The following is an 18,201-nucleotide window of genomic DNA, read 5'->3' as shown; positions in this document are numbered from 1 at the left end:
TCATGAGCAAGGCAAATGGCGCGAGCCTGATCGACCTTCAGATCATGTGGCACCGGCTGATCGCCGTGGTCGAGGAGCAGGCGCAGGTGTTGCTGCGCACCGCTTTCAGCCCGATCGTGCGCGAATGCGGCGACCTCTCCGCCGGCGTGTTCGACCTCAGGGGGCGCATGCTGGCGCAGGCGGTGACCGGCACGCCCGGCCACGTCAACTCGATGGCGGAATCGGTCAAGCACTTCATCAATCATTTCCCGCTGGAAACGATGAAGGAAGGTGACGCCTACATCACCAACGATCCCTGGATGGGCACCGGCCATCTCAACGACTTCGTCGTCACCACGCCCTGCTTCAAGGACGGCAAGGTCGTTGCGCTGTTCTCCTGCACCAGCCATCTCATGGACATCGGCGGCATCGGCTTCGGGCCTGACGCCACCGACGTGTTCATGGAGGGGCTCTACATCCCCATGCTGAAGCTGATCGACCAGGGCGTCGTCAACGAAACGCTGATGGCGATGATCCGCACCAACACGCGGCTGCCGATCGACACCGAGGGCGACACCTATTCGCTCGCCGGCTGCAACGACGTCGGCTGCGAGCGCCTGGTCGAGATGATGACCGAGTTCGGCATCGACACGCTCGACGTGCTCGGCGACTACATCTGCGACCGCTCGCGCGAGGCGGTTCTGGCCGAGATCGCAAAGCTGCCGAAGGGGAGCTGGCGCAACACTATGGTGGTGGACGGCTACGATGCGCCGGTCACGCTGGCGGCGACGCTGACGATCTCGGATGACGGCATCCACGTCGATTTCGACGGCACCTCCGCCGCCTCGAAGTTCGGCATCAACGTGCCCCTGTCCTACACCACGGCCTATACCGTGTTCGGCCTCGGCTGCGTCGTCGCCTCGCAGATCCCCAACAATGCCGGCTCGCTCTCGCCGCTGACGGTGTCGGCGCCTGCTGGAGCGATCCTCAATGCGCCGAAGCCCGCGCCGGTGGCCTCGCGCCACATCATCGGTCAGATGCTGCCCGACGTGGTGTTCGGCTGCCTGCGCCAGATCATTCCCGAGCGCGTGCCGGCCGAGGGCACGTCCTGCCTGTGGAATCTCAACGTGCGCGGCCAGACCCGCTCGGGCGTCGGCGGCAATTACGGGTTCTCGATGGCGGTGACCTCCAATGGCGGTACCGGCGCGCGCTTCGGCAAGGACGGGCTGTCGGCGACCGCCTATCCAAGCGGCGTGCGCGGCACGCCGGTCGAGATCGCGGAGACGCAGACGCCGCTGATCTTCTGGCGCAAGGAGCTGCGTCCGGATTCCGGCGGAGCAGGGCGCACCCGTGGCGGCCTCGGCCAGATCATCGAGGTCGGCAGCGGCGTCGATGCGCCGTTCGACATCCTCGCCGCATTCGACCGCATCGACCATCCGCCGCGCGGGCGCGATGGCGGCAAGAACGGCGAGGCCGGCTATGTCGGTTTGAAATCCGGCAAGAAGTTGCGTGGAAAAGGCTTTCAGCAGGTGCCGCCGGATGACAGGCTGGTGGTGCACACGCCCGGCGGCGCCGGCATCGGCGCTCCCACCGAGCGCGACCGCGCTGCGGTCAAGGACGACATCGACAGCGGGCTTGTGTCCGCCGACAATGCGGCTGCAGTCTATGGGTACGCGCGCTGATGCGTCAGCGCGCGCGGTAACAAACGGAGGGGCTCGATGATCACGCGACGTAACTTCACCGCGGGCGCAGCGACGTTGCTCGCCGCCGGACACATCTCCACCCGTGCGCGGGCGGCGACGACGAGCTGGGACATGTCGACGGTCTGGCCGGACGGCAATTTCCACACCCAGAATGCGATGGCGTTCGCTGAGGAAGTGAAGAAGCAGAGCAACGGCTCGGTCGCCATCACCGTGAAGGCGGGCGGTCAGCTCGGCTTCAAGGGTCCCGAGCATCTGCGCGCGGTGCGCGACGGCCTCGTGCCGCTCGCCGACGTCCTCAACATCCAGCAGGTCGGTGACGAGCCCTTCATGGGCGTCGAGAGCATTCCCTTCCTGTGCGGCTCGATGGACGAGCTCAAGGTGCTGCACAAATATGTGCGGCCCGAATACGAGAAGGTCGCGGCGCGCAACAACCAGAAGATCCTCTACATCGTGCCGTGGCCGACGCAGTACCTGCATCTCAAGGTCAAGGTCGCCGACGTCGAGGGCCTGAAGAACATCAAGATCCGCGTACCCGACAAGAACGCGGTCGACATGCTGGCCGTGGTCGGCATGGCCCCGGTGATGATCCCCTGGGGCGAGACGATTCCCGCTCTGGCATCGGGCGCCGTCTCGGGCGTCTCGACGTCGTCGGTGTCGGGCGTCGACGGCAAGTTCTGGGAATTCCTCAAATACGTCTACCCGACCAACCATGTCTGGTCGTCGCAGATGCTCACCGTCAATCTCGACTCCTGGAAGGCGCTCAGCGCCGATCAGCAGAAGCTCGTCGCGGATATCGCTGCGAAGATGGAGCCGGGCTTCTGGGCCAACTCGCTCAAGGCCGACGCCGACAGCCTCGCTCGCCTGAAGGAGGGCGGCATGGAGGTGGTGCCGGTGTCGGGCGCGATGATGAAGGACATCCGGGCCAAGACCGCGCCGCAGCTCGATGCCTTCGTCAAGCGCGTGCCGGCGGCCGAAAAGCCGGTGCGGGCCTATCTCGCTGAAATGAAGCGCGGCTGAGGGCGGAGCCGTGGTGAGCGTCTCGCCTGAAGCACCGCAAAGCCTCAATGCAGCGGCGCCCGCGCCGCTGCGCATCCTCCTCGACGGCATCGACCGTCTCGGCCGGCTCGACGGCTGGATCGGCGGCGGCTGCCTGCTGACGCTGACGCTGTTGATGCTGTGCGAGGTCGCAACCCGCTTCCTCTCGAACTTCCTGCCGTTCTTCCCGCCGAGCATCTCGATCGCGTGGGAATATTCTTCCTACCTCATGGCGGCCTCGTTCACCTTCGGCGCCGCCATGACCCTGCGCGTCGGCGGCCACATCCGCGTGGTGCTGCTGCTGAAGAATGCGCCGGCGCCGGTGCAGCGCGCGCTCGAGATTCTCTCGGCGGCGGCCGGCTTCGCCTTCATGGCGTTCCTGACCTCGGCCATGGCCAAGTTCGCCTTCAGCGCCTATGTGCGCGGCCAGGTCTCGACCTCGAGCGACACGCCGCTGTGGTTTCCGGAGGCCGTCGTCACCTTCGGCATGCTGCTGCTCACGCTGCAGTTCCTGGCGCGCGCGATCCAGGCGGTGCTCGGCCTGCCGCTGGAGGACCACCGCATGAAGGCCTCGCCCGTCGAATGACCGTCTTGCCCGCACCCGGATTTTGGATCGCATGACCATCGAAGTCCTCGCTCTGTTCGCGATCCTGTTTGCGCTGCTGGCCTGCGGCGTGTGGATCGGCCTCACGCTTGCGCTCACCGCCACGCTGCTGCTGGCGATGTTCCGCTCGATCCCGCTCGACAAGCTGCTGCCGCAATACGCCTGGAACATTCTGACCACGCAGGAGCTGCTGGCGCTGCCGTTGTTCATCCTGATGGGCGAGCTGCTGTTCCGCACCCGCCTGTCGCGCTCGCTGTTTCAGGGCCTCGCGCCCTGGGCCGGACTGCTGCCGGGCCGCCTGCTGCATGTGAACGTGATCGGTTGCACCATCTTCGCGGCGATCTCGGGCTCGTCGGCCGCAACGACGCAGGTGATCGGCCGCATGTCGCTCAACGAACTCCTGCGCCGCGGCTATTCGCGCGACATCGCGATCGGCTCGCTCGCCGGCGCCGGCACGCTCGGCTTCCTGATCCCGCCGTCCAACATCATGATCATCTACGGCGTGCTCGGCGACGTCTCCATTCTCAAGCTGTTCACGGCGGGCGTGCTGCCCGGACTGCTGCTCGCCGCCACCTTCATGGGCTGGGTGATGCTGCACACCACGCTCAAGCCATCGATGGTGCCGGAGACCGAAGCAAAGCTCTCGCTGGTGCCGTGGGGCGAACGTTTCGCCGCGCTGAAGGACCTCGCGCCGGCGCTCTTCCTGATCGCCTGTGTGCTCGGCTCGATGTATGGCGGGCTCGCGACGCCCTCGGAGGCCGCGGCGGTCGGCGTGCTCGGCGCGGGGCTGGTCGCCTGGGCGCAGGGCTCGATGTCGCAACAGGTAATGCGCGACGTGCTGATCGGCTCCGTCGTGACGTGCTCGATGATCGCGCTGATCGTGCTGGGCGCCTCGATCCTCGGCAATGCCGCAGCGTTCCTCGGCATTCCTCAGGCGGTGGCCGCCTTCGTCAAGGGGCTCGGCCTGTCGCCCTTCATGCTGATCGTCGTGCTGGTCATCTTCTATCTGATCCTCGGCTGTTTCCTCGACGGCTTCTCGATGATCGTGATGACGCTGCCGATCGTGCTGCCGATCGTGAAGGGCGCCGGCTTCGACGAGATCTGGTTCGGCATCTTCCTCGTGCTCGCGGTCGAGATGGCGCAGATCACCCCGCCGGTCGGCTTCAACCTGTTCGTGATCCAGGGCCTGACCGAGGACGGACTCGGCTACATCGCGCGCGTCACGCTGCCGTATCTGGTGATCATGATCGGCTTCGTGCTGCTGCTGACGCTGTGGCCGGGCATCGTCACGATTCTGCCGCGGGTGCTGTACGGGTAGAGCGTCCCGGCCCCACATGGGGACGCCGAAGGTTCAACACCGTCATGGCCGAGCTTGTCCCGGCCATCCACGCCCTGTTCTCGGTACGAAGAACGTGGATGCCCGGGACATAGGCGAGCCGAAGCGACGCCGTCCTCTGGACGGCTATGCCCGGGCATGACGACATTCTCGGTTACGCCGCCGCCTTCTTCCGCGCGAGCTCGGCCTTGTACAGCTCGAACTCCTCCGCAATGGCCTTTGCGACCGACGGCCGCTGGCGCAGGCGCTCGAAGTAGGCCTTCACGTTCGGCCATTTCGCGAGCTCGATCGGCGGCGTCGCCATGGTCCAGTTGATGACCGTGACGAGATAGGCGTCGGCCACGCTGAAATGGTCGAGCAGGAAGTCGCGGCCCTTCAGGTAGTTGTCGAGATAGTCGAGCCGCGACAGGTTCTTCTCCAGCACATAGGCCTTGGCTTCCTGCGGCGCCTTGCGATCGAGCACGGGAATGAAGAGCCCCTTGTGCAGCTCGGTGCCGATGAAGCAAAGCCATTGATGCAGCCTTGTGCGCTCGATGCCTGCCGTGGCGCCGAGGCCGGACTGCGGAAAACGGTCCGCGACATATTGCAGGATCGCGGCGTTCTCGGTCAGCACCACGCCCTCGTCGGTGCGCAGCGTCGGCACGAGGCCGATCGGGTTCACGGTACGGAAGTCGGAGCCGTCGCTCAGCACCTTCTTGGTCGGCGGATCGACTTCGAGATAGTTCGCATCGGCGCCGGCTTCATACAAAGCGACGCGCGTCGCCATCGAACAGGCGAGCGGCGAGAAATAGAGATCCATCTGTAGCCTCCTTGGGCAATTCCTTTTCGGGTGTCGCTCAACCTGGCCAGATTGATTTTTGTACCATCTTGCATAATATATCGGTGGTCAAGGATTATTTTGCGAAATGGTACAAAAATCGAAACCGCCATCTGCTGCCAATCCACCCGAGCGCCGTAGCGAACCGAAACGCCGCGGCCGCCCACGCGCCTACGAGCCCGATGTCGCGCTCGGCAAGGCGCTCGATCTGTTTCGCAAGCAAGGCTTCGCGGCGACTTCGCTCGATGATTTGAGCGAAGCGACCGGCATGAACCGGCCGAGCCTCTACGGTGCGTTCGGCGACAAGCGCGAGCTCTACATCAAGAGCTACCAGCGCTATCGCGAACAGGCGGTCGCCTCCATGGTCGAGATCTTCCGCCAGGAGATGCCGCTGCGCCAGCGGCTGGAGCGCATTTACGCGGCCGCGCTGGACATCTATCTGTCCGGCGACACGGGCCCGCGCGGCTGCTTCACGGTCGTCACCGCGGCCTCCGAAGCCGTCGGCGATCCTGACATCCGCGCCATGGTGCTCGACGGCCTTGCCGGGCTCGACAAGGCGTTCGCAAGCTGCTTCCGCCGCGCGAAAGAGAAAGGCGAGTTGCCGGAGAGCGCCGATCCGTTCGCGCTGGCGCAAATCGCCTCCGCCACTGTCCATACCATCGCCATCCGCTCGCGCGCCCGCGTCCCGCGCAAGGAGCTCGAAGCGATCGTGAAGGGCGCGATCGACGTGATGCTGGGGACGAAGGGGTAGGCCGTCGTCCCGGGGCGCGCCGGAACGACAGTGAGTATGTGGCGCAAGCTCTCCCCCCAACGTCGTCCTGGCGAAAGCCAGGACCCATAGCCACCGAATGCAGTTTGGCGATAACTCGGAGTTGCCGCCGCCGCGCTAAAACCTTGGCCTGAGGTAATGGGTCCTGGCTTTCGCCAGGACGACGCCCGAGGGGCCAGTCGTCGCCTACCTACGCCGCGCGGATATTCGCGAGGAAACGATCGACCTCGTCGCGCAGCCGCTGCGATTGCTTGGCCAGCTCGATTGCCGAGCCCAGCACCTCCTCGGCGGCCGTGCCCGTGGCTGCGATGCCGTCGGTGACGCCGGCGATGTTCTGCGAGACCTCACCGGTGCGGGCGGCGGCCTGCTGGACGTTCTGTGCGATCTCCTGCGTGGCGGTGCCCTGCTGGCCGACGGCGGCGGCGATCGCCGCGGAGATCTCGTCGACCTGCTGGATCGTCGCACAGATCGACTGGATGCCGTCCACCGCACCGCTGGTTTCGCCCTGAACGGCCGTCACCTGTGCGCCGATCTCTTCCGTCGCCTTTGCCGTCTGCGTCGCCAGCGCCTTCACTTCGGAGGCGACCACGGCGAAGCCGCGGCCGGCCTCGCCCGCGCGCGCCGCCTCGATGGTCGCATTGAGCGCGAGCAGGTTGGTCTGTCCCGCGATGCCGTTGATGAAGGAGACGACATCGCCGATCTTCTGCGCGGCGTCGGCGAGGCTCTGCACGCGCGCATTCGACTGCCGACCGTCGCTGGCGGCCTTGCCGACGACCTCGGTCGCATGCGCCAGCCGCCGGCTGATCTCGGTCATCGACGACGACAGCTCTTCCGCGGCGGCCGCGACGGTCTGGACGTTCTCCGAGGCGAGCGCCGAGGCCGACGACACCGTGCGGGTCTGCTCGCGCGACTGCGCGACGATGGCCGACATCGAGCGTGCGGTGTGTTCCATCTCGACGGCGGCCGCCGACACCGTCGTGACCACGTCGCGAATGCTGGCTTCGAAATTGTCGGCCAGTGCGGCGAAGGCGCGCCGCTTCTCCGCTTCCGACTGCGCCTTGGCCTCGAGCTGCTCGGCCTGGAGTTTTGCAAAATTCACCGCGTTGTCGCGGAACACCGCGACCGCCTTCACCATCGCGCCGACCTCGTCGTTCGCCCGGCTTTCGGGCACGGCCACGTCGAGACGTCCGTCCGCAAGCTCGCGCATCACGTTCGTGATCGACAGGATCGGCCGCGAGATGCTGCGGGCGATGAGATAGCCGACGATGCCCGCCAGCACGAGCCCGAGCGCGGCGATGCCGATCGCGAGCATCCAGGCGCGGTCGGCCGAAGCCTCGTAGTCGGCATTGTCCATCACGAGCTCGACGGCGCCGATCGGCTTGCCGGAAAAATCCCTGATCGGTCCGAGCAGCGCGGCAACCGGCGTCGTGTCCAGTTTCGCCTGCCGCACGGTGAAATCGCCGCCGGCGGCGCGGCCGTACTCGGCCGCATCGAAGAAGCTCTTGCCCTTCAGCGTGCCGCCGAAGAGCTTGAAGTTCGCGCCGTCGGCGAGGTGGAAGGCCACGTCGACATGACGGTTGGCCTTGAAGTCGTCGAGGAAGGACTGGCCGAAGGTCAGGCCGAATTCGACCGAGCCGAGATGCCTGCTCCCTTGCGCGATCGGCACCACGCCGCGGATGCCGAGCCCGGCGACGCCGCCCTCGAGGCCGACCACGACCTTGCGATCCTGGTTGGTGAGGACGACGGTCTTGCGGAAGCCGGAGAGATCGTCGCCGAACTTGGCGGGCTGGTGCACGCGCAGGAACGAGGTCGCCGGTGGAAGGTGGAACTGGAACTGCTCGACGCCGTATTCCGATTTGGTCGCGGCAAACACCGGTCCGAACAGGCCGACGAGTGCGTCGCGATCCTGCTTCGCCATCGCGTCCTGCGTCGCCGGCATCGCGGCCACCACCGTGCTCATCGCGGCGGCGCGGCGGGACTCCTCGGCGATCCGGGACAGCAGCGCGTCGTAATGGCTGCGCAGCTCGCGCTGGTCGGCGCGGTCGATGATCCCGGCGATGATCCACATCGCGCCGAGCACCGCGATCAGCGCAGTCGCCGCCGCCGTCACCGCCAGCGCAACCGTGATCCGCATCCTGAGGCCGAGGCTCGTCCGCATGTCCGACTCGTTGTTTGAGCGTTGGTTAACAACGCCTATCAACTTCTCGCTAAGAGAGGGTGAACGGGACAGGGCGCGGGGTGGTTGTGGGTTTATTGCCTCGGCTGCCTGCTCCGACACAGGTGTCGTCCCGGCGCAGGCCGGGACCCATACCGTGGAATCTATCGAGCACGATTGGTCGTAGTACCGAACTGCGACCCTCCGCCAAACTACGGCCTGTGGTTATGGGTCCCGGCCCCCGTGCGCAATCGCGCACTAGGCCGGGACGACACAGAGCACGAGGCGCTGGCGTTCGCGAAAACAGCGAGCCGCTAATACCCCCTGACCCGATCCACCACATTCTCCAGCGCGCCGCCCGCCTCGAACCGCGCGATCTGCTCGGCGACATAGGCCGAGATGGCTTCTGCGTCGGTGTCGGCGGCGTTGTGCGGGGTCAGCACCACCTTGGGGTGGGTCCAGAACCGGCTGTCGTTCGGCTGCGGCTCCTGCACGAAGACGTCGAGCGAGACGGCGCCGAGGGTACCGTCGTCGAGGCAGGCCAGAATGTCGGCCTCGTTCTGCAGGCCGCCGCGGCCGGCATTGATCAGCACGGGCGCACCGAGCGGGCTGGTGCGGTTGAGCTTTGCAAAGACGTCGCGGTTGAGGATGCCGTGCGTGTCGGGCGTCAGCGGGAGCAGCGAGACCAGGATGTCGGTCTTGCGCAGGAACGCATCCATTCCGTCCGTGCCATGGAAGCATTCGACGCCATCGATCACGCGCGGGCTGCGGCTCCAGCCGGTGACGCGGAAGCCGAGGCGCCGCAGCACGTCGGCCGCATCCGCGCCGAGGGTGCCGAGCCCCATCATGCCGACCGTGACGGCGCTTGCCGGCCACTGATAGAGCGGCGCCCAGCGCTTTACGCGCTGCGAGTCCCGCAAGTACAGCTCCTGGCGGTGGTGCATCAGCACGTGCAGCACGACATATTCGGTCATACGGTTGGTCAGGTCGGGCACGGCGACGCGCACCAGCGGCACGCCGGGCAGGCTCTTGTCGGCCATCAGCGCATCGACGCCGGCGCCCAGGTTGAAGATCGCCCGCAGATTGGGAAAAGAGCCGAGATCGCCCGGCACCGGCTTCCACACCGCGGCATAGTGCACCTCGGCCGGATCAAGCGTGCCATCGGGCAGCAGCACCACGCGGCGGCCGCCGCAGACCGCATCGAACCGGACCTTCCAGCGTTCCGGCAGCCAGTTCTGCTGCGTGCTGTTGATCAGGACGGCGAGTGTGCCCTTGGTCATTCGTAGTGCCTCATAAGGTTCCGCTTTTGCAGGCCCTCCTTGACACGATCCGCCGGATTTTTCTTGCAAATTTTTTCCGCATCCCTGTCGGGGCGGGGCATATTGGACCGTCTTCAGAACAAGAGGTCGGGGAAGGTGGCTGCCCATGCTTTATGCGATACTTTGCTATCACGATGAGGACTTCGTCGGCTCCTGGAGCAAGGAGCAGGACGAGGCCGTGATGAAGAAGCTCGCCGTGGTGCAGGAGAACCTGACACGGCAGGGCCGGCTCGGGCCGGTAGCGCGGCTACTGCCGACCACGGCGGCGGCGACGCTGCGCAAGGAGGATCCGCCGCTGGTGCTCGACGGTCCCTATGCCGAGACCAAGGAGCAACTGCTCGGCTTCTACATCGTGGACTGCAAGAATCTCGACGAGGCGCTCGATGTCGCGCGCGACCTTGGCGCGGCCAATCCCGGCGGCGCCTATGAGGTGCGTCCCGTCGGCGTGTTCCGGCCCGGAGGAATTTCGGCGTGAGCGACACCGATACCGCCTGGATCGAGACTGCGCTGACCTCGGCGCGACCCCAGGCGGTGGGCGCGCTGCTGCGCTACTTCCGTGACCTCGATACCGCGGAGGAAGCTTTCCAGAACGCCTGCCTGCGGGCGCTGAAGACCTGGCCGCAGAACGGACCGCCGCGCGATCCCGCGGCCTGGCTGATCATGGTCGGCCGCAATGTCGCAATCGACGAGGTGCGCCGTGCCCGCAAGCAGCAGCCGCTGCCGGAGGACGACCAGGCCATCTCGGACCTCGACGATGCGGAAGGCGCGTTGGCCGAACGGCTCGATGGCTCGCATTATCGCGACGACATTCTGCGGCTGATGTTCATCTGCTGTCACCCGCAACTGCCGGCGACGCAGCAGATCGCGCTCGCGCTGCGCATCGTCTCGGGCCTCACGGTGAAGCAGATCGCGCGCGCCTTCCTGGTCTCGGACGCCGCGATGGAGCAGCGCATCACGCGCGCCAAGGCGAAGGTCGCCGAGGCCGGGACACCGTTCGAGGCGCCGGGCGCGATCGAACGCTCGGAGCGGCTCGCCGGCGTCGCCGCGATGATCTACCTGATCTTCAACGAGGGCTATTCGGCAAGCGGCGACACCGCCGAAATCAGGAAGCCGCTGTGCGAGGAGGCGATCCGGCTGGCGCGGCTGTTGCTGCGGCTGTTCCAGAGCGAGCCGGAGATCATGGGACTGACGGCGCTGATCCTGCTGCAGCATGCGCGCAGCGCCGCGCGCTTTGCCGCGGACGGCTCGCTGATCCTGCTCGACGACCAGGACCGCTCGCTGTGGAACGGCCCCATGATCGCCGAGGGCCTCGCGCTGATCGACAAGGCGATGCGCCATCGCCGCACCGGGCCCTACCAGATCCAGGCCGCGATCGCCGCACTGCATGCCCGCGCTGCGACGCCGGAGGAGACCGACTGGACCCAGATCGACCTGCTCTATGGCGCGCTCGAAGTGGTGCAGCCCTCGCCGGTGGTGACGCTCAACCGCGCGGTCGCCGTCTCCAAGGTGCGCGGACCGCAAGCCGCGCTCGACCTGATCGAGCCGCTGGCGCCGAAGCTCGCCAATTACTTCCATTTCTACGGCGTGCGCGGCGCCTTCCTGATGCAGCTCGGCCGCAACGACGAGGCCCGTGTCGCCTTCGACCGCGCCATCGCGCTGGCCAACACCTCCGCGGAAGCCGCCCACATCCGCATGCATCTCGATCGGCTGATCCGGGACAGCCAGCCGAAGGCGGCCGGCGAGGGCGCGAAGCAGAGCGCGAAGGCGAAGTAGGGCAGGGTGCTTCCACATCGTCATGCCCGGGCTTGTCCCGGGCATCCACGCGCACCGTCATTCCGGGGCGATGCGCAGCATCGAACCCGGGATCTCGAGATTCCAGGTTCACCCTTCGGGTGCCCCGGAATGACAGCCAAACAATTTCACTTCTTCCTTGTCGGCCCCGGCCATCCCCCTTCGTCTTAATCCCATCAAGGGAGCCATTCATGCTGAAAGCCATTACTGTCATCGCCGTCGTGCTCGCGGTCGGAATTGCGGGCGTCCTGGTCTTTGCCCTGACCAAGCCCGACACCTTCCGTGTCGAGCGCTCGCTCGCCGTGAAGGCGCCGGCGGCCGCGATCTATCCGCTTGTCTCCGATTTCCACTTCTGGACCGGCTGGTCGCCCTACGAGAACCGCGATCCCGCCATGAAGCGCAGCTACGGTGGAACTGCGGCCGGAAAGGGCGCGACCTATGCCTGGGACGGCAACAACAATGTCGGCGCCGGCCACATGGAGATCCTCGACGCGAGCACGCCGTCAAAGCTCCGCATCAAGCTCGATTTCGAGCGCCCCTTCGAAGGCCAAAACACCGCCGAGTTCACCTTTGTGCCGCAAGGCGAGACTACGCTGGTCACATGGGCGATGTACGGTCCGGCGCCGTTCCTGTCCAAGGTGATGCAGGTGTTCATCAACATGGACAGCATGATCGGCAAGGATTTCGAGGCGGGTCTCGCCAGCCTCAAGAAGCTCACCGAGAAGTAACGCCAACGATTGCCCAGGAAGTGAAGAGGAGAGAAACGATGCTCAATCCCTATCTGTTCTATCAGGACACCTGCGAAGCGGCGTTCACCTATTACGCCAAGGTCTTGGGCGGCAAGATCGACGCCATGATGCGTTCGTCGGACGCGCCGCCGGACATGCCCGCCGCGCCCGGCCGCGAGAAGATGATCATGCATGCACGGATGTCGCTGCCCGGCGGCACTGTGCTGATGGCCTCCGACGTGCCGCCCGAGCATTTCAGCAAGCCGCAGGGTTTTGCGGTTTCGATCACGGTCGCGGATCCCGCGGATGGCGAGCGCAAGTTCAACGCGCTGGCCGACGGCGGCACCGTCAACATGCCCTACAGCAAGACATTCTGGGCCAAGGGCTTCGGCATGTGCGTCGACAAGTTCGGCATTCCCTGGATGGTGAACTGTCCCGCCGAAGGAATGTGACAGCCGTCACCGCCTGACAGGACCGGCGCGCCTCGCTCGATCGTTGCGAGCAGGAGGCGCGTTCGGGCCGGTCACGTCATGCACTGATCGAGCAGAAAGCCTCTCATCGGATCGAGCCGGTCACTTCGTCGCCAGGCGGCGGCGAGCCGACACAGCGGGGGCAGATTACGAGCTTGGTGCCGAGCTTCCTGTCGTTTTCCGCTTCGATCTCGTCGTGGACCGCCCACCACGCCTCGGAATACGGACGCAGGGTGGCGAGCACGCGTTCCCGTTCCTGATTGGGATTGTCCTTCACCGGCGTCGGGTTCGCCGTGCGCCGCTTCGTGACGTGAGCGCGGTTCGGATTCTGGCCGAGACCGTCCCAGGCGATCGGCCGCCGCTCCTGCGCCGGCGCGGCCGCGCATCCCATGAGTGTTGCGCAAAAAGTAAGCAAGACGAGGGCGTGTCGAATCATGCCGGGCCTAATGGTGCGGTACGCGACACGCAAAATCCGCTTGGGACATCTTGCGCCGCGCCGGTTAAATGGAACTTAAGGGAAACGGCGGCCGGCATGGCCGAATATGGAATCAAAATCTCGCATGATTGTGTGAGAGCAGTGAGGCCGCTTCGTGAAGACGGTGCGGCCCGCATCGCACAACAACTGGCGCAATATTAGGCTGTGAACTCCGTGTCAGAATCGCTAATCATTCCTTCATAAATTCTACAAACTGGGGTGAGCGCGACTTGGAAGGGGAGCGACCGATGGCGGCGGCGCTACAGATCAACTTTGCACTTTGGGGTATGCTCATCTGCGCGAGCATGGAAATGGCGCAGATGATCCAGCGGTTCTACTAGAACCGCTCGAGCGCGTGACGGGCAACGACGCCGGCGCGCCTGCCCCTCAGCTCACGAGCAATGCGATGAGCGTGAAGCTGACGCTTGCGATGACAAGCATCGAAACGACGTAGTTGCGCGGTCGCGCCGTCCGGGAGGACGGCTGTCTCCTCGGCCGCAGCGGCTCGCCAGCGCGCCGGCCGGCTTGCGGCGGCGTGCGGGTGACGTCTGCGCTCGGGCCGGCATATTTCACATAGAGCTCGAGCAGCCGCAGCTCGGAGGCGAGGTCCATCAGGCCTTCGCGGTCGCGTCGCGACAGCAATTCGAACTCGGCGGTTTCCTCGGAGCTCAGCCGACCGAGGACGATCCGTCCCTGGTCGGACAGGCAGTAGCGGAAATCGATGGGCTGCATGGTCTGCGAGCCGTCTGAAAATGAGCAATCTTGAAAACGCGGAACCATTCCTAAACTGTGACCACTGCTGAGATTGTGACGCCGCCGCGGCCTCAGTCCGGCCAAGCGCATCATAATCCGCAGGAAAAAGCTGGAAACCGCGTAAATTGTGCAGCGCTTGCAAAGCGCTTGAGCGGATTTGGCGCCTGCAGCGAGGGAATTTCGCCGAACTGCCTAATCGCCGGACAATGGCGGATCGATCGCGGTCAGATGCAGTGCGCCGGCGTCACCGGCAGCGCGGATAGATCGCGGCGAGATCGCGCCCCTTCAGCAGCAACAGGCGCGAGGTGAGTCCGCCGCGGCGGCTGATCCAGTCGCGCACCGGTCCGGGATAGGCGGCCAGCACCGCATCCGATGCCTCCGGCTCGGCGTAGACGCGCCCGCGCCGGTCGATCGAACGCGCGGCGTGGAAGCCGAGCACGGCGCGCCGGGTGACGCAGATGCGCTCGCCGGGCACGATGCTGAGCACGAGCGTGCAGGCGGACAGGCACGGACCGTCGATCACCACGCGCTCGCCGCTCTCGCGCACCTTCTCGAACAGATCGAGGAACGGCCCGACCTGGCCGCCCGGCGACTGGATGATGCGGATTTCCGCCGCGGCGGGCGCGGCGGCGAGCAGGGCGGATGCGAGCGCCAGGGCCGTGAGGATGATGACGCGTCGCATGAACTCTCCACCAACTCGGTTTCGTAGGGTGGGTTAGCCGACGGTTGCGCGTAGCGCAGTCCGTTGGCGTAACCCACCATCTTTCGCGCCGCGTGAAAAGAGGTGGGTTGCGCCCCGCGGTCACGCTTCGCGTAGCCGCAGTGCTAACGCTCCTCCAAGGTTCTACCCGTTCCGCCTTTGCCCGCGCAGCGTCGGCAGGCCGATGCCTGCCGCATCGAAGCCGCCATCGACGGCCAAAATTTGGCCGGTGATGTAGCTCGCGTTGCCTGAGCACAGGAAATAAATGGCCTCCGCGAGTTCCTCTTCCAGGCCGTAGCGGTTCAGCGGGATCGCGTCGTGATAATCGGCGCGGATCTCCTTGGAATGCACCTGCTTGGCCATCGCGGTGTCGACTGGTCCCGGCGCGACCGCGTTGACGCGGATGTTGAGCGAGGCGAGCTCGACCGCGAGCTGTTTCGTCAGATGGGCGAGCCCGGCCTTGCTGGTGCCGTAGGCCGAGCGCAGCGTCGAGGCGCGCACGGCCGAGATCGAGGTGATGTTGACGATGGCGCCGCCATCGCTGTCGCGCATCAGGGGCACCGCGGCCTTGGTGCAGAGGAACGGGCCGGTGAGGTTGACCTCGAGCACGCGGCGCCAGTCGGCGTCCGACGTCTCCGTCAGCGGCGCGAACACGGCGATCCCGGCGTTGTTGACCAGCGCGTCGAGCCGGCCGAACCGCCGCTCGACCGCCGTCATCGCGGCGCCGACCGCGGTTGCGTCGGAGACGTCGCAGGTCAGCGCCAGCGTCGCCTCGTCCTGGCCGATCTCCGCGACCGCGCGGCCGAGCAGCTCGCCCTCGATGTCGAGCAGCGCCACGCGCCAGCCCTCGCCAAGGAACTTCTTCGCGGTCGCAAGCCCAATGCCGCGAGCGGCTCCGGTCACGAGGGCGACTTTTTGCGGGGCTTGCGGCATGGGAAATGTGTCCTCGGATAGCATAGGGCGCGGGAGTGCGGGCTCCTTTTACTGCGCTTTTGTGCCGGCGAGGAAGAGGCAGGCGAGGGCTGCGTACGGCTGGAAAAATGCCAATCCGTCACCCTGAGGCGGCCGCTTCTTCAGCGGCCCTCGAAGGGCGACGGTCCGGCTGCATCCGGGCCGATTCATCCTTCGAGGCTCACCGCGCTTGCGCACGGCGAGCACCTCAGGATGACGGAGATAGTGATAACGGGGATAGCGAAGAGCGAGCCCTTACGCCAGCTCCGCCGAGGCACGCTGCATGTTGGCCGACATGTCCGCGGTCACGATGCTCTGCTCCTCGACCGCGGCGGCGGTGGAGGCGATGAACTCGTTGACGCCGGCGATCGCGGCCTTGATCGCGGTCAGCGAGCTCGCGACGTCGCCGGAGATGGTGTTCAGTGCGTCGATTTCCGACGTGATCGTGTCGGTCGCCTGCTTGGCCTGGCTCGCGAGGTTCTTCACCTCGGAGGCGACCACCGCAAAGCCGCGTCCCGCTTCGCCGGCACGGGCCGATTCGATCGTGGCGTTGAGCGCGAGCAGATTGATCTGGCTGGTGATGCCCGAGATCATCTCGACGATGCCGCTCATGGCCTGGGCGGCGGCCGTCAGCTTCTGGGCCTGGTGGTCGGCGGACTCGACCCTTGTGGTCGCGACCTTGGACGTCTCGCGCGACTTCGTCATGGTCTCGGAGATTTCGCGGATCGATGCGCTCATCTGCTCGCTGCCGGCGGCGACCGCCTCGATCATGCCGCGGGCGTTGTCGGCCTTCTTGCGGCCGATCGCCTGCGCCGTGATGTCGGTGGCGTATTTCACCACCTTGTAGGGCTTGCCGTTGAGGTCGAAGATCGGGTTGTAGGACGCCTGGATCCAGATCTCGCGCCCGCCCTTGGCGATCCGCTTGTACTCGGCGGCCTGATATTCACCGCGATTGAGCGCGTCCCAGAACTGGCGGTAGGCCGCGGAATTCTTCTCGTTCGGCTCGACGAACATCGAATGATGCTGGCCCTTGATCTCGGCCAGCGAATAGCCCATCGCGCCGAGGAAGTTCTGGTTGGCGGTGCGGATCGTGCCGTCCATGTTGAACTCGATCACCGCCTGCGACTTCTGGATCGCGGCGAGCTGGCCGTCATTGTCGGCCGCCTTCATCTTCTGCGCGGTGACGTCGGTGGCGAACTTCACCACCTTGAACGGCCTGCCCATCTCGTCGAGGATCGGGTTGTAGGTCGCCAGGATCCAGATTTCCTTGCCGCCCTTGCCGAGCCGCTTGTATTCGGCCGCCTCGAACTGGCCGCGGTTCAGCCGCGCCCAGAAATCTGCATAGGCCGAGCCCGCGCGGTCCTCCGGCGTCACGAACATGGAGTGGTGCTTGCCCTGGATTTCGTCGAGCGAGTAGCCCATCGCATTGAGGAAGTTCTCGTTGGCGGTGACGATGGTGCCGTCCATGTTGAACTCGATTACCGCCTGCGCACGGCCGATCGCGGCGAGCTTGCCCGCATCCTCCATGGTCCGCATCTTGTAGGCCGTGATGTCGGTGGCGAACTTGATGAAGCTGACCACCTTGCCGTTGTCGTCGAGCAGCGGCGCATAGGAGGCATGGACCCAGACCTCCTTGCCGTTCTTGCCGTAGCGCTTGTATTGCGTGGTCTGGAACTCGCCGCGGTTCAGGCTGGCCCAGAAGTCGCGATAGCGCGCGCTCTCGCGCTCGGCCGGGCTGACGAAGATGCTGTGGTGCTTGCCCTTGATCTCGGCGAGCGTGTAGCCGCTCATCTTGAGCAGGTTCTCGTTGGCATCGAGGATGGTGCCGTCGAGACCGAATTCGATCACGGCCTGCGAACGATCGAGCGCCTCGACCTCTGCGACCGCATGCTTGACCTTCTTGCTCTGAAAATTGAACACGTGAGCCCCGCAATATCCCGGTGACAATCGAGAGCATGTCCGTAGTGCTCCCCTAAGACGAAAAGTTGCATGCTCTTCTTGAGCATCTGTAAACCTTGGCAAAAACCGCGACGGGTTCCGCGGTCGCGCTTGCGTGGATCATCTATTTCAACTTGCGAGGGTTCTCGCTTCATATGCACGGCGTGGTTCATAGGTGGGCCGTATTTGTACGGAAATGAATCTGCATTTTTTTCGCGGCGTGGTGCCGCAGACCGTGTCTGATCGTTGTCGGCGTCGCCGATCGCCGATCGTCTTTCATTGAAATGCTCGCCACGGAGACGATCGATGCCTGACGACAATGAGCGCATGATTCGGGACCTGTTCGCCGCCTATCTCGCCAATGACCGGCAACGCGTGAGCGACGCGCTCGCGGACGATTTCCGTTTCACCAGCCCGTTCGACGACGATCTCGACAAGGCGGCCTATTTCGAACGCTGCTGGAAGGATACCGGCTGGATCGCGCGTCACGAGATCGAGCGCATCTTCGTGCGTGGCGACGAGGCCTTCGTCACCTATCGCTGCCTGGCAACAGACGGCAGGAGCTTCCGCAACACAGAGTTCTTCACTTTTGCCGGTGGCAAGGTACGCCGGATCGAGGTCTATTTCGGCGCAGCCCGTCAGGACGGCCGCTTCCTGCCCCAGGGGCGCTAGCGGCGC

At 65.4% G+C, this 18,201-nt stretch carries 18 protein-coding genes; 10 read left to right on the top strand and 8 right to left on the bottom strand.

Features of this window, described 5'->3' with window-relative positions:
- Positions 1–2: 2 nt before the first annotated feature.
- The 4 genes from JQ617_RS14430 to JQ617_RS14415 are packed head-to-tail and all read left to right on the top strand — an operon-like array spanning position 3 to position 4,639.
- Complete coding sequence (locus tag JQ617_RS14430) at positions 3–1,661, top strand: hydantoinase B/oxoprolinase family protein (RefSeq protein WP_063694125.1); 1,659 nt, start codon at positions 3–5, stop codon at positions 1,659–1,661.
- Between the two features lie 36 nt (positions 1,662–1,697).
- The gene (locus JQ617_RS14425) at positions 1,698–2,699 is read left to right on the top strand and encodes a TRAP transporter substrate-binding protein (protein ID WP_212026890.1); all 1,002 of its coding nucleotides are present in this window, start codon (positions 1,698–1,700) and stop codon (positions 2,697–2,699) included.
- A 10-nt stretch (positions 2,700–2,709) separates the two neighbouring features.
- On the top strand, positions 2,710–3,303 hold the full coding sequence (locus JQ617_RS14420) for a TRAP transporter small permease subunit (protein ID WP_063694123.1): 594 nt from the start codon (positions 2,710–2,712) through the stop codon (positions 3,301–3,303).
- Positions 3,304–3,334: 31 nt separating this feature from the next.
- Positions 3,335–4,639 (top strand): TRAP transporter large permease, encoded by a 1,305-nt coding sequence (locus JQ617_RS14415; protein ID WP_212026889.1) that lies wholly within the window; start codon positions 3,335–3,337, stop codon positions 4,637–4,639.
- A 172-nt stretch (positions 4,640–4,811) separates the two neighbouring features.
- Here the strand turns inward: JQ617_RS14415 and JQ617_RS14410 are convergent, their stop codons facing one another.
- A complete protein-coding gene (locus tag JQ617_RS14410) occupies positions 4,812–5,456 on the bottom strand; it encodes a glutathione binding-like protein (RefSeq protein WP_212026888.1) in 645 nt (214 codons plus the stop codon).
- Positions 5,457–5,562: 106 nt separating this feature from the next.
- Here JQ617_RS14410 and JQ617_RS14405 point away from each other — a divergent pair, with 106 nt between their 5' ends.
- The gene (locus tag JQ617_RS14405; RefSeq protein ID WP_212026887.1) at positions 5,563–6,225 is read left to right on the top strand and encodes a TetR/AcrR family transcriptional regulator; all 663 of its coding nucleotides are present in this window, start codon (positions 5,563–5,565) and stop codon (positions 6,223–6,225) included.
- Between the two features lie 208 nt (positions 6,226–6,433).
- Here the strand turns inward: JQ617_RS14405 and JQ617_RS14400 are convergent, their stop codons facing one another.
- Positions 6,434–8,401: a methyl-accepting chemotaxis protein gene (locus JQ617_RS14400; protein ID WP_212026886.1), complete on the bottom strand. Its 1,968-nt coding sequence runs from the start codon at positions 8,399–8,401 to the stop codon at positions 6,434–6,436.
- Positions 8,402–8,712: 311 nt separating this feature from the next.
- Positions 8,713–9,678 (bottom strand): 2-hydroxyacid dehydrogenase, encoded by a 966-nt coding sequence (locus tag JQ617_RS14395; RefSeq protein WP_212026885.1) that lies wholly within the window; start codon positions 9,676–9,678, stop codon positions 8,713–8,715.
- A gap of 145 nt (positions 9,679–9,823) precedes the next feature.
- On the opposite strand from JQ617_RS14395, the gene JQ617_RS14390 reads away from it, so the two are divergent.
- The 4 genes from JQ617_RS14390 to JQ617_RS14375 all read left to right on the top strand — a co-directional run bounded on the left by JQ617_RS14390 (position 9,824) and on the right by JQ617_RS14375 (position 12,688).
- The gene (locus JQ617_RS14390; protein ID WP_212026884.1) at positions 9,824–10,192 is read left to right on the top strand and encodes a YciI family protein; all 369 of its coding nucleotides are present in this window, start codon (positions 9,824–9,826) and stop codon (positions 10,190–10,192) included.
- Positions 10,189–11,490, top strand: a complete 1,302-nt coding sequence (locus JQ617_RS14385; RefSeq protein ID WP_212026883.1) for an RNA polymerase sigma factor — start codon at positions 10,189–10,191, stop codon at positions 11,488–11,490. The genes JQ617_RS14390 and JQ617_RS14385 overlap by 4 nt, the downstream gene beginning before the upstream one ends.
- Before the next feature lie 209 nt (positions 11,491–11,699).
- Positions 11,700–12,236, top strand: coding sequence for an SRPBCC family protein (locus JQ617_RS14380; RefSeq protein WP_212026882.1), 537 nt, complete (start codon positions 11,700–11,702; stop codon positions 12,234–12,236).
- Positions 12,237–12,274: 38 nt separating this feature from the next.
- Positions 12,275–12,688: a VOC family protein gene (locus JQ617_RS14375; RefSeq protein WP_212026881.1), complete on the top strand. Its 414-nt coding sequence runs from the start codon at positions 12,275–12,277 to the stop codon at positions 12,686–12,688.
- Between the two features lie 103 nt (positions 12,689–12,791).
- Here JQ617_RS14375 and JQ617_RS14370 read toward each other — a convergent pair whose 3' ends face one another.
- From JQ617_RS14370 to JQ617_RS14350, 5 genes are all read right to left on the bottom strand, one after another.
- Positions 12,792–13,142: a hypothetical protein gene (locus JQ617_RS14370; protein ID WP_212027422.1), complete on the bottom strand. Its 351-nt coding sequence runs from the start codon at positions 13,140–13,142 to the stop codon at positions 12,792–12,794.
- Positions 13,143–13,568: 426 nt separating this feature from the next.
- Positions 13,569–13,913, bottom strand: coding sequence for a hypothetical protein (locus JQ617_RS14365; RefSeq protein WP_212026880.1), 345 nt, complete (start codon positions 13,911–13,913; stop codon positions 13,569–13,571).
- A gap of 265 nt (positions 13,914–14,178) precedes the next feature.
- Positions 14,179–14,616 carry a hypothetical protein gene (locus JQ617_RS14360; protein ID WP_063694111.1) on the bottom strand — a complete coding sequence of 146 codons (438 nt, stop codon included), beginning with the start codon at positions 14,614–14,616 and terminating at the stop codon, positions 14,179–14,181.
- A 162-nt stretch (positions 14,617–14,778) separates the two neighbouring features.
- A complete protein-coding gene (locus tag JQ617_RS14355) occupies positions 14,779–15,567 on the bottom strand; it encodes an SDR family NAD(P)-dependent oxidoreductase (protein WP_212026879.1) in 789 nt (262 codons plus the stop codon).
- A 273-nt stretch (positions 15,568–15,840) separates the two neighbouring features.
- Positions 15,841–17,505 (bottom strand): methyl-accepting chemotaxis protein, encoded by a 1,665-nt coding sequence (locus JQ617_RS14350; protein WP_212026878.1) that lies wholly within the window; start codon positions 17,503–17,505, stop codon positions 15,841–15,843.
- A 324-nt stretch (positions 17,506–17,829) separates the two neighbouring features.
- Between JQ617_RS14350 and JQ617_RS14345 the strand changes: the two genes are divergently transcribed.
- Complete coding sequence (locus JQ617_RS14345) at positions 17,830–18,195, top strand: nuclear transport factor 2 family protein (protein ID WP_212026877.1); 366 nt, start codon at positions 17,830–17,832, stop codon at positions 18,193–18,195.
- The last annotated feature ends 6 nt before the right edge of the window (positions 18,196–18,201 follow it).

The sequence above is a fragment of the Bradyrhizobium sp. KB893862 SZCCT0404 genome, from assembly GCF_018130885.1.
GTDB lineage: Bacteria > Pseudomonadota > Alphaproteobacteria > Rhizobiales > Xanthobacteraceae > Bradyrhizobium > Bradyrhizobium stylosanthis.
This window is presented reverse-complemented; position numbering and strand designations above follow the sequence as displayed.